Source organism: Porphyrobacter sp. MBR-49 (genome assembly GCF_053628655.1).
In genome coordinates this window covers 144,230-154,866 of the sequence record NZ_JBRJGU010000005.1, presented here as the reverse complement: position 1 = coordinate 154,866, position 10,637 = coordinate 144,230, and the positions used below count along the sequence as shown (strand labels likewise).

General features: G+C 61.0%; 10 protein-coding genes and 1 tRNA gene. 5 read left to right on the top strand and 6 right to left on the bottom strand.

Going from position 1 to position 10,637, the window contains the following annotated elements:
- Positions 1 to 38: 38 nt before the first annotated feature.
- Positions 39 to 359: a thioredoxin gene (gene trxA / locus ACSSV3_RS08675; RefSeq protein WP_354324297.1), complete on the top strand. Its 321-nt coding sequence runs from the start codon at positions 39 to 41 to the stop codon at positions 357 to 359.
- A gap of 15 nt (positions 360 to 374) precedes the next feature.
- Here trxA and ACSSV3_RS08670 read toward each other — a convergent pair whose 3' ends face one another.
- Together ACSSV3_RS08670 and argJ are read right to left on the bottom strand one after the other, a co-directional pair.
- On the bottom strand, positions 375 to 1,184 hold the full coding sequence (locus ACSSV3_RS08670) for an inositol monophosphatase family protein (protein WP_354324298.1): 810 nt from the start codon (positions 1,182 to 1,184) through the stop codon (positions 375 to 377).
- On the bottom strand, positions 1,181 to 2,407 hold the full coding sequence (argJ, locus tag ACSSV3_RS08665) for a bifunctional glutamate N-acetyltransferase/amino-acid acetyltransferase ArgJ (protein ID WP_354324299.1): 1,227 nt from the start codon (positions 2,405 to 2,407) through the stop codon (positions 1,181 to 1,183). Before argJ ends, ACSSV3_RS08670 begins: the two co-directional genes overlap by 4 nt.
- Before the next feature lie 89 nt (positions 2,408 to 2,496).
- Here argJ and ACSSV3_RS08660 point away from each other — a divergent pair, with 89 nt between their 5' ends.
- The 3 genes from ACSSV3_RS08660 (at position 2,497) to ACSSV3_RS08650 (ending at position 6,436) form a co-directional block, all read left to right on the top strand.
- Entirely contained in the window at positions 2,497 to 2,772 is a 276-nt protein-coding gene (locus ACSSV3_RS08660; protein ID WP_354324300.1) for a hypothetical protein, read from the top strand.
- A gap of 117 nt (positions 2,773 to 2,889) precedes the next feature.
- A complete protein-coding gene (secA, locus tag ACSSV3_RS08655; RefSeq protein WP_354324301.1) occupies positions 2,890 to 5,649 on the top strand; it encodes a preprotein translocase subunit SecA in 2,760 nt (919 codons plus the stop codon).
- A 31-nt stretch (positions 5,650 to 5,680) separates the two neighbouring features.
- Positions 5,681 to 6,436 carry a sulfite exporter TauE/SafE family protein gene (locus ACSSV3_RS08650; protein ID WP_354324302.1) on the top strand — a complete coding sequence of 252 codons (756 nt, stop codon included), beginning with the start codon at positions 5,681 to 5,683 and terminating at the stop codon, positions 6,434 to 6,436.
- Between the two features lie 32 nt (positions 6,437 to 6,468).
- On the opposite strand, the gene ACSSV3_RS08645 is transcribed toward ACSSV3_RS08650, so the two are convergent.
- The 3 genes from ACSSV3_RS08645 to ACSSV3_RS08635 all read right to left on the bottom strand — a co-directional run bounded on the left by ACSSV3_RS08645 (position 6,469) and on the right by ACSSV3_RS08635 (position 8,523).
- A complete protein-coding gene (locus ACSSV3_RS08645; RefSeq protein WP_354324304.1) occupies positions 6,469 to 7,428 on the bottom strand; it encodes a YeeE/YedE thiosulfate transporter family protein in 960 nt (319 codons plus the stop codon).
- Between the two features lie 129 nt (positions 7,429 to 7,557).
- Positions 7,558 to 7,632: transfer RNA gene (locus tag ACSSV3_RS08640), tRNA-Asn, on the bottom strand.
- Between the two features lie 96 nt (positions 7,633 to 7,728).
- Positions 7,729 to 8,523, bottom strand: a complete 795-nt coding sequence (locus ACSSV3_RS08635; protein WP_354324306.1) for an NAD kinase — start codon at positions 8,521 to 8,523, stop codon at positions 7,729 to 7,731.
- A 156-nt stretch (positions 8,524 to 8,679) separates the two neighbouring features.
- On the opposite strand from ACSSV3_RS08635, the gene ACSSV3_RS08630 reads away from it, so the two are divergent.
- Positions 8,680 to 9,510 carry an EAL domain-containing protein gene (locus ACSSV3_RS08630; RefSeq protein WP_354324308.1) on the top strand — a complete coding sequence of 277 codons (831 nt, stop codon included), beginning with the start codon at positions 8,680 to 8,682 and terminating at the stop codon, positions 9,508 to 9,510.
- Between the two features lie 115 nt (positions 9,511 to 9,625).
- Here ACSSV3_RS08630 and ACSSV3_RS08625 read toward each other — a convergent pair whose 3' ends face one another.
- Positions 9,626 to 10,633 carry a TIGR00341 family protein gene (locus ACSSV3_RS08625; RefSeq protein ID WP_454184789.1) on the bottom strand — a complete coding sequence of 336 codons (1,008 nt, stop codon included), beginning with the start codon at positions 10,631 to 10,633 and terminating at the stop codon, positions 9,626 to 9,628.
- Between the last annotated feature and the right edge of the window lie 4 nt (positions 10,634 to 10,637).

Below are 10,637 nucleotides of genomic sequence, written 5' to 3'. Positions count from 1 at the left end.
GCGCTTCTATGCTGCCCGGTAAACAGGAGAATGCAGTTATGGCTACCGTCAACGTTACCGATGCCAGCTTTCAGGCCGATGTGCTGGACAGCGACACCCCCGTGTTGGTCGATTTTTGGGCTGACTGGTGCGGCCCGTGCAAGATGATTGCACCGGCGCTGGAAGAAATCAGTGAGGAACTGGCCGGTCAGGTTCGGATCGCCAAGATCGACATCACCGAAAACACCGATGTCGCCGCGCAGATTGGCGTGCAGTCAATCCCGTTGATGGTGCTGTTCAAGAATGGCGAAGCGGTCGCGCGTAAACTGGGCGCGGCACCCAAGGGCCAGCTGAAAGCGTGGCTTGAAAGCGAGCTTTGATCGGATATTCGCGCTTTACCCCGCCATCCGGCCGATAAATTCGTCCCAGATCGCCGGGCTGGATGCACCGATCAGGCCGGGCTTGTCCGCCTCGTCCACCCGGTAATCGCTGCCATCGTGCCGGGCGGCCTTGCCGCCAGATTCGTTAAGCCACAGCACACCGGCCGCATGATCCCATGCTAACGTGCGTTTGAAGCTGGAGACGTCGTTCTCGCCCAGCGCAAGGCGCGGATATTGTTCGGCGGCGCAGCGCGGGATGTCGACCAGCGTGTAATGCGGGGCGATCTTCGCATCGACCATGGCCGATTGTTCCGGGGTGAGGAACATGCGGCTGACCGCAGCGACCGGCCGATCCCGCCCGGTCGAGCGGGCCGCGATGCGCTCCCCATCCACAAACGCCCCTTCGCCGCGGCGCGCATGGCAGAAACGGTCGGTGTTCGGATCATAGATCCACCCCGCCACCGCCCGTCCCGCATCGGCAAGCGCGATGATGATGCCGAACGGTTCCTTGCCCTCGGCAAAATTGGCGGTGCCATCGAGCGGGTCGATGATCCAGCACTGGCCTGACAAGTGATTGAGCACCGCCGCGTCGGCATGGACGGCTTCTTCGCCGACCACCGCGACACCGGGCGCAAGTTTGGTCAGCGCCTCGGTCAGAAATGCTTCGACTTCGCGGTCGACGATGGTGACAGGATCGTCATTGCCCTTCATTTCGACTTCGTGCGCGGCCAGCTGGCGGAAGCGTGGCAGCATCGATCGTTGCGCAGCGAAGCGCATCAGATCGCGGATTTCTTCGTCAAGGGCCGACAATTGGCCCGCTTTCATGAACGGTAATCCGCGTTGATGGCAATGTAGCCGTGGGTGAGATCGCAGGTCCACACCGTCGCGCGGCCTTCGCCAAGGCCGATATCGACGGCGATATCGATTTCTTCGCCTTTGAGATGCGCTGAAACCGGGGCTTCGTCATAATCTTCGACCGGCAGACCGTTCCTCGCGGCCCACACGCCGCCGAATGCGATGGAAAGCCTGTCACGATCTGCCGGTTCGCCAGCCTTGCCCACCGCCATGACCACGCGGCCCCAGTTGGCGTCCTCGCCCGCGATGGCGGTCTTGACCAGCGGCGAATTGGCGATGGTGAGGCCAATCCGCCGCGCGCTGTCGTCGCTCACCGCGCCCGACACCCGGATCGTGACGAATTTTTGCGCACCCTCGCCATCGCGCACTACCAACTGCGCAAGATTGCGGCACACATCGGCCAGCGCAGCTGCAAAGGCATCCGCTCCCGGGCTGTCCCAGCTTTCGATCCGCGCGTTGCCAGCCTTGCCCGTGGCGAACACCAGCACGGTATCGCTGGTCGAAGTATCGCCATCAACCGTGATGCACGAAAAAGTCGCCGCGTTGGCGCGTTCCAGCGCGTCTTGCAGGAAGGCAGGAGCGATGTCTGCATCGGTGAACACATAGCCGAGCATGGTCGCCATGTCGGGTGCGATCATGCCCGAACCCTTGATGATCCCGGCGAGTTCAACCCGCGTGTTGCCCACCATTGCGCTCGCGCTTGCGCCTTTCGCAAAGGTGTCTGTGGTGCCGATAGCGTTTGCGGCATCTTCCCAGGTGCAGGGCTGCGCCGCCAGAGCAGCAGCGATCCCGGCACGCGCCTTGTCGATCGGCAAGGGCACGCCGATGACGCCGGTGGAGGAGACGAATACATCATCTGCCGCACAGCTCAGCGCCGCGCTGACCTGCGACTGGATCTGCTCCACCGCCTCGCGCCCGCGATAGCCGGTGAAGGCATTGGAATTGCCTGCATTGACGATCAGTGCCCGCGCACGGCCCAGCTTCACCGCCTTGCGTCCCAGTTCCACTTCTGACGAGGCGCAGGCGCTTTTGGTGAAGACGCCTGCCACGCTGGTGCCTTCCGCCAACTCCGCGAAGGTCAGATCGCAGCGGTTCCATTCCTTGTAACGCGCCCGCGCCACGCGCAACGTCACGCCCGCGATTGCAGGCAATTGGGGGAAGGGGCGGGCGAGCGGCGAGCGTTCAATTTCCATGGGGGAGAGCCTCTAGGCGTGAGTTGCGATGCAGTAAATCAGCAAAGCTGGTGGACGAAACGCTCAGGATTCCCTATTTGGTCGCCACTATGACCCGTCATATCCTCGCCCTTCTGGCTCTGCTTACCGGCCTGGCTGCGATTGGTAGCCCGGCGCAGGCGTCGCTGGCTGAGGCGCTGGCGTGCGATTCCAGCATCGCTGCGACCACTGGCGACGATGCATCGGGCGGCGAAAGCGTTGCAGCGCAACCCGCGCCTGCGACCTTGCGGGAAAGCCGTGAGGTTGAAGCCCCCGCCAGCCGTCCGGCCACGCCCCACGCGCTGCGTCTGCCGGTGCTGATGGGGATCGAACGCGCCTACGAATAGGCCACGTTCGCCCTTCGTCTTAGTTTTAGCGCTGCGCCCGGTGGCCAAGCGCGCTCTCTCCCAAACCCGATTCAGGCCCGCATTGCAGGGCCGCACCCGATCAAAGGTCTGTTTTTCATGTTCAATTCCATCGTTAAATCCGTGTTCGGTTCTACCAACGACCGATACGTCAAATCGCTTGGCAAGATCGTCAATCAGATCAATGCTCTGGAACCGCAGATGCAGGCGCTGACTGATGCTGAATTGCAGGGACAGACCGCCAAACTGCGCGGGCTGATCGATGATGGCGCCAAGCTTGATGACATTCTGCCCGAAGCATTTGCCACTGTGCGCGAGGCATCGGTGCGAGTGTTCGGGATGCGGCATTTTGATGTGCAGCTGATCGGCGGGATCGTGCTCCACCGCGGTGAAATCGCGGAAATGCGCACCGGTGAAGGCAAGACCCTGATGGCGACGCTGGCGGTGTATCTCAACGCGATCGAAGGCAAGGGCGTACACGTGGTGACGGTGAACGATTACCTTGCCCGGCGCGACGCGGCAGAGATGGGGCGGCTTTACAACTGGCTCGGCCTCAGTGTCGGGGTGATTGTCCCCGGAATGCCCGAAGAAACCAAGCGTGACGCCTACGGCGCCGATATCACCTACGGCACCAACAACGAATTCGGTTTCGATTACCTGCGCGACAACATGAAGCATGAACGCAGCCAGATGGCGCAGCGCCCGTTCAATTTCGCCATCGTCGACGAAGTCGATTCGATCCTGATCGACGAAGCGCGCACGCCGTTGATCATCTCCGGCCCAACCGAGGACAAGTCCGATCTTTACGTCGCGCTCGACCAAGTGGCGCGCGAAATCCCGGTCGAATGGCTCGACATCGATGAAAAGGTCAAACGTGTCCAGTTGACCGAAGACGGGTTGGAGGAAGTCGAAAAGCTCCTGATCGAAAAGGGCCTGCTCGCCACCGACAATCTGTATGATGTCGAGAACACCCAGGTCGTCCATCACCTTGATCAGGCGCTGGTCGCCAATTTCGCGCGCAAGCGGGATACTGATTACATCATCAAGGACGGCAAGATCGTCATCATCGATGAATTCACCGGTCGCATGATGGATGGCCGTCGCTGGTCGAACGGTCTGCATCAGGCGGTTGAGGCCAAGGAGGGCGTGCGGATCGAGCCGGAAAACCAGACGATGGCCTCGATCACGTTCCAGAACTATTTCCGCATGTACCCCAAACTGTCGGGCATGACCGGCACTGCCGCCACCGAAGCGGCGGAATTCTGGGATATCTACAAGGTCGGGGTGGTCGAAATTCCGACCAACCTGCCCGTCGCGCGGATCGATGAGGAAGACGAATTCTACAAGAGCACAATCGACAAATTTGGCGCGATTGCCAAGGCGATCAAGGACAAGAACGAGATCGGTCAGCCTGTGCTGGTCGGCACGGTTTCGATTGAAAAGTCCGAATTGCTCAGCCAGTTCCTCGACAAGGAGGGGGTGAAGCACGCGGTGCTCAACGCCCGCTTCCACGAACAGGAAGCGCGCATCGTCGCGCAGGCAGGCAGGCTTGGTGCGGTGACTATCGCCACCAACATGGCCGGTCGCGGTACCGATATTCAGCTAGGCGGCAATGTCGAATACCGCATTCAGGATGAGCTGGCAGACCTGCCCGAAGGGCCGGATCGCGATGCCGCCATCGCCCGCATCCGCGACGAAGTGGCTGAGGAAAAGCAGCAGGTGATCGCGGCCGGCGGGCTCTTCGTACTTGGCACCGAACGCCACGAATCGCGCCGCATCGATAACCAGCTGCGCGGTCGTTCGGGCCGTCAGGGCGATCCGGGCCTGTCGCGCTTTTACCTCTGCCTCGAAGATGACCTGCTGCGCATCTTTGGCCCCGACACGCTGTTTTCCAAGATGATGAAATCGAACCTTGCCGATGGTGAGGCGATCGGTTCCAAGTGGCTGTCAAAGGCGATCGAGACTGCGCAGAAGAAGGTCGAAGCGCGCAATTACGACACCCGCAAACAGGTCGTGCAATACGATGACGTGATGAATGATCAGCGTAAGGTTGTTTACGAACAACGCGCCGAGATCATGGATTCCGAGGCGGTCGATGATGTCGTGGTGGATATGCGTCACGACACCATCAACACGATTGTTGGCACCGCGTGCCCGCCGGGTTCCTATCCCGAACAGTGGGACATTGCCGGATTGCGCACCAAGGTTGAGGAGATCTTCGGGTTCCAACCGCCATTCGATGAGTGGCTGGCAGAAGACCAGGTCGAACCTGAGATCCTGGAAGAACGGCTGCGCACTCTTACCGACGAAATGACCGAGGCCAAGATGACCGCAGACCCGGCAGTCTGGCGGATAGTCGAAAAGGACGTGCTGCTGCGCCAGCTCGATCATCACTGGAAGGAACACCTCGCTACGCTCGATGCGCTGCGGCAGGTGATCTGGATGCGCGGCATTGCGCAAAAACAGCCCATCAACGAATACAAGCAGGAAGCGTTCAGCCTGTTTGAATCGATGCTCGACACGCTGCGTGAGGAAGTGACCAGGATCCTGTTCCGGGCCGAACTCAGGGTTGAACAGCCGCAGCCGCAATCACTGCCCGATCTGCCTGCCTTCCTCACCGGCCATATTGATCCTTTGACCGGGCTTGATAATTCGGGCGACGGGGATGGTTCGGAACTTCGGCCTGAATTGTTCGGATCGCTCGCCGGAAGCCCGCGCGCTGCGACCGGGCCGGGCGGGGCGAATACAGACAATCCCTTCGCCAATCTCGACATTAGCCGCAATGCACAGTGTCCGTGCGGCAGTGGCAACAAATACAAGCATTGCCACGGCGCGATAAGCGGGCGTCAAAACGCCTGAGCGGGAGCGTAATGCGTAACAAGGGGCGGTAATGATCGGCGCGGTTCCGATACTGCTGGCGGTGGCGTTCTTCGTCACCGCTTTGCTCTATGCCAGCGTGGGGTTTGGTGGCGGATCGACTTATGCGGCGCTGCTGGCGCTGTCAGGGCTTGATTACCGCTTGCTGCCGCTGATCTCGCTGGCCTGCAACATCGTGGTTGTGGCCGGATCGAGCGTGCGGTTTGCGCGCGCGCGGATTACCCCGTGGCGTGGCGCGCTGCTACTGGTGGCGCTGGCTGCTCCGGCGAGCTTTGTCGGCGGGCTGATCCCGATCGGGCGAGAGGCGTTTCTCACGCTTCTGGGTGTCAGTCTGGTGCTGACCAGCTTGACCATGTTGATCCCGATTGCCGAACAACACGCGGGTGAGCCGACGCGTTATGCCCGCTGTATACCCGTTGCAGCCCCGCTGCTGGGTTTCCTTGCCGGGTTAGTCGGTATCGGCGGGGGGATCTTCCTCGCGCCCTTGCTGCACCTTACGCGCTGGCAGGGCGCGCGTGCCATTGCGGCGACGGCCAGCCTGTTCATTCTGGTGAACTCGCTGTTTGGCCTCGCCGGGCAATTGCTCAAGAACGGCCCCGACCTGTTCGGGCAAGCTCTTGGCACAGCGCTGCCGCTCCTGATCGCGGTGGTGATCGGCGGCCAGATCGGCGGTCTGTTTGCCGCGCGCTTGCTGCCGCCGAAATGGATCCGCTGGTTGACTGCAATACTGGTGCTGGTGGTGGGAGTTCGACTGCTGGCGGGGGCGTGAGAAGAACGGGAAGCGCGCCGCCTCGATCAGAATCAGACATCGGCGGAAATGTGCTGCCCGTCCTTCGGCCTGCCGACATATAATGCGAGGTAAAGGGTCACAACAAAGGCAGCATAGGCGACCAGCAGGTTGGGCAACAGCAACGGAATGCCAGTAAACAGCATCGTGTCATTGCCGCCCGGAACCAAGGTTGCGCCGATGCCCATCAGCAGGCCGCCAAAGGCCGCTCTGGCCCACTCGCGGATGCCACCTGTTTGCAACCGAAACATACCGCCGATCACCACTGCGACCACCATGCCGACGATCAACGCAATCGGCACAGCAATCGCGCGAAACGTAAAGGGCGTGTCTCCATATGCGATTTTCGCAATGCTGCTGGTGTAGAGCCATTGCTGGTCGAGCGCGAACAGCGCTCCCGACGCCGCGCCGATCAAGGCCATCGCCAATAACGGCGACCAACCTCCGCCAGGGCGTCGCAATTTAAGGCGGCGGTACAAATAATAACCAGCCATCGCAGCCAGTGTTCCGCCAACTGCCAATGCGAGCGGCGCATTACCCGCAAGCGGTGAAACAACCTGTTCGCGCATCGGTAACAACAATGCCGCCTGTAACATATTGGGCCCGAGACATATGGCCGCGACGAGCATCGCGGCGATGGAGGCGCTGCGGGACATTTGGCCGGACGTAAGCGCCGCCGCCGTGCCAATCGCACAATGACCGTTGATCCGTGAACCAAGCCCGTAAAGCACGCCGCCTGCGATAGCGATCCAGTCCATCCGCGCGCCAAGGATGGTGGTAAAGGGCCGCGCACCCAAATATTCGGCAGCGGCCATCACCATCATCGCGGTTGCTGCTGCCAGCAAGAACCCTGCAAGACGGTGCCCACGCCGCCGCTCAATCACCTCGTTCATCGCACGAACCATGCACACTCCGGTGCGTTGGCTGGAATATCCGATGAGGAAAATCAGCGCGATGATTATGATGAGAAGCACTGGCAACGAACTAACGCATAAGCGAGTGAACGCAATACAAGGCTATGATTTCAAGGGTGGAGCAGGGTGGGGCTGACGCAGCGCCGTGACAGCGCTGCATATCCAATCAGCGGAAATCAGTTGAGAAATTGGCTCCCCGAGTAGGATTCGAACCTACGGCCAAGTGATTAACAGTCACCTACTCTACCGCTGAGCTATCGGGGAGCAACTCTTCCAAGCGGTCTAAGGAAGAGCGGAAGCGCGCCTATATGGGGCAGGGCACAGGATTGCAAGGGGGTTTTGAGCCTGCCTACGCTGCAATCATCCCGTGACAAATTGTTCGGCCACTATGCGTTCTTCGAGCGATTGGCCGGGATCGAACAGCAGCGTCAACTGGGTGTCCTGCGCAATCTGGAGACGCACCTCGGCAATGTCGCGCAGTTCCTTTTGATCGGCGACGACAGACACCGGGCGCTTGGCCGGTTCGAGCACCTTGAGCACGATCTTCATCCGGTCAGGCAAAATTGCCCCGCGCCAGCGCCTCGGGCGAAACGGGCTGATCGGGGTGAGGGCGAGCAGCTTGCTGTCCAATGGCAGGATCGGGCCATTGGCGGACAGGTTATACGCCGTCGATCCCGCAGGGGTTGCTACCAATACCCCGTCGCACACCAATTCCTGTATCCGCACCCGGTCGCCCACGGTCACTTCAATCTTGGCGGTCTGGCGCGTTTCGCGCAGCAGCGATATTTCGTTGATCGCACACATTGCGTGGCTTTTGCCGTCTTGCGTGATCGCCTCGACCCGCAAGGGCGCAATCGTCCAGCGCCGCGCTTTGGCGACCCGCGCGGCAATGGCTGCACGCTTGTCAAAGCGGTTCATCAGGAACCCGACCGAGCCAAGGTTCATGCCATAGGCCGGGATCACGCGGCCCTCATCGATCATCGCGTGCAGCGTTTGCAGCATGAACCCGTCGCCGCCCAGCACTACCACCGCGTCGGCCTGTTCCAGCGGCACCCAATCGTGCTGCGGCAGCAAAGCCGCGAAGGCTTCTTGCGCGCGCGGGACATCCGAAACCACCAGCGCGAGGCGCTCAAAGGGTGCTGCGTTGCTCGCCATCTATCGCTCTCCTCCGGGTTGAACGTGATCCCGGCTGACTTATCCCCGGTGCATTGTCGGCAGAATGGCCTGATGTGCCAGTTTTGGGCGGATTGCAATTGAAGCAAGCATTGCGCAGATTCCATGATTAAGAACGCTGATCCATAAGGGAGCGGAATGGAACAAGGCCGGACATCGTTGCGCGGCAGCACGCGCGGGCGCTTTCCCGGCGTCAGCACCGGTGTGCTCGAAGCCGACTTGCTCAGCGCGCTCGACCGGCGTGAGATTGAGGTATTGTTCCAGCCGCAATTTTCCTGCGTTACCGGGGCAGTGGTCGGGGCCGAAGCGCTGGCACGCTGGCAGCACCCCTCGCTGGGCGAAATCGGCGCGCGCGATCTGTTCGCGGTGGCAGAGCGTGCTGCGCTGGTCGCCCCGCTGTCGCGCCATGTGGTCGCCCGCGCGCTGGAGGATGCGGCGACCTGGCCGGATAATCTGTCGCTGTCGCTCAACATCACACCCGAAGAACTGGGCGATCCGCGCTTTGCTGCCGATTTTGCCGCGTTGATCGGCCGTTCGGACATTGCACCGCAGCGGCTGATGCTGGAGATTACCGAGGATTTGTTGCTGCGCAATCTGCCGCAGGCGGCCAGCGCGCTGAAGGCGTTGCGCGGGCTGGGGTTCCGCACCGCGCTCGATGATTTCGGCGCGGGGTTCTGCAATTTTCGCTACCTGCGCGAATTGCCGCTGGATGCGCTGAAGCTTGACAAGGCGATGGTCGATAGCGTGCCGGGCGATGCCACCGCGCTGGCGGTGCTGCGGGCGATCATGCAGCTGGGCAAAGCGCTTGGCCTGGCGGTCTATGCCGAGGGGATCGAAAGCGAAATCCAGCGCGCGGCGATCACCGCCGAAGGCTGCGACTACTGGCAAGGCTTCCTGCGCGCCCAGCCGATGCCGAGCGAAAGCGTGCTGGCACTGGCGCGAACGGCGCGCGGGATAGGGCACGGGTAAGGGGGCAGCTGTCAACTTTCGGATGGTGCGAGTTGAGTTGTTGATGGCTGCAAGTGGATGAAGAGTTTCCGTAAAGAACGCCCATCTTTATTGACGATAACAGGTTATCTTGCGATCAAACCGCGCTGTTGCCTAGGGCTGAAAAAATACCTTCTCCTGCTCCTAAGCCGAGCAAGATCCGGCCTGCCATCATCGCCATCAGCAATCCCAGCAAAAGTACCCAAACCAGCATAATCCCCGTAGTCATACGCCAGCTTTTGGGCGGCAGTCCCTGAAACAAGAAGGTAACTATTCCCGCGACGTTCACGCACACGAGATTGACGGTAAACAGGAACATTGCATTGGCCCCTGCAGCAGGTAATCCTGCTCCGGTGTAGATGCCCGCAGCGGTGAGCGGCGGAACCAGCGCTACCGCAATCATTACGCCCACTAGCGCGAGTGACGCCCCGCGGCTAAAGGCCAGCACCCCGGCTGCGCCGCACGCTAGGGCAAGCGCAATGTCAGCCGGCTGAACCAGCGTCCGGTTGCGCAGTTCAGCGGTCAATGGATCTATTGCCACAATCATTCCAATTACTGAGCCCGTCAGCGCCGCGAGCGCGCAGCCCAGTGCCAAGGCCGCAATCGCTTTCCGGCCTAGCGTCCAGTCGCCAACCGTTGCCGCAAGCGCCAGTCCCATCGCGGGGCCAAGCAAGGGCGCAATAATCATTGCGCCGATGACGACAGCGACCTGCCCGCTGAGCATTCCGAGGCCTGCGATGATCGCCGACAGCGTTACCGTCAGCACGAACGAAGGTCGGATCCTCAGGCTTTCTTCGATGTCATCGTAGATTTCATCCGTGCTAAGGCGGTCGCGGCTGAAAAAGCGCTCGAGCCACGTTGGCGGTGGAAGATTGGACGCGAGCAGCAGTTCGGTCGATGGGTTTTCCTCCAGCGTTGGTAGCACGGCTTCTAGATGCGCGACGTGGGCCGCGAAGGACGGCACAGTTCGAAAGGCATCGTCCAGATCGGTTAGTAGGCGTTCGGTATAACGTTGCTGGACGATACAAGTGTATTTCTCTTGTTCTCCCGGCAAGCTCTCGCGCCAAAAACGCCGGGTGTGGCGGGCAAGAATGGTTTCCAGCAAAGGG

Bases quoted from the DNA above. Each gene is read 5' to 3' on its own strand.
- trxA (WP_354324297.1), top strand. From the start codon at position 39: ATGGCTACCGTCAACGTTACCGATGCCAGCTTTCAGGCCGATGTGCTG.
- ACSSV3_RS08670 (WP_354324298.1), bottom strand. From the start codon at position 1,184: ATGAAAGCGGGCCAATTGTCGGCCCTTGACGAAGAAATCCGCGATCTG.
- argJ (WP_354324299.1), bottom strand. From the start codon at position 2,407: ATGGAAATTGAACGCTCGCCGCTCGCCCGCCCCTTCCCCCAATTGCCT.
- ACSSV3_RS08660 (WP_354324300.1), top strand. From the start codon at position 2,497: ATGACCCGTCATATCCTCGCCCTTCTGGCTCTGCTTACCGGCCTGGCT.
- secA (WP_354324301.1), top strand. From the start codon at position 2,890: ATGTTCAATTCCATCGTTAAATCCGTGTTCGGTTCTACCAACGACCGA.
- ACSSV3_RS08650 (WP_354324302.1), top strand. From the start codon at position 5,681: ATGATCGGCGCGGTTCCGATACTGCTGGCGGTGGCGTTCTTCGTCACC.
- ACSSV3_RS08635 (WP_354324306.1), bottom strand. From the start codon at position 8,523: ATGGCGAGCAACGCAGCACCCTTTGAGCGCCTCGCGCTGGTGGTTTCG.
- ACSSV3_RS08630 (WP_354324308.1), top strand. From the start codon at position 8,680: ATGGAACAAGGCCGGACATCGTTGCGCGGCAGCACGCGCGGGCGCTTT.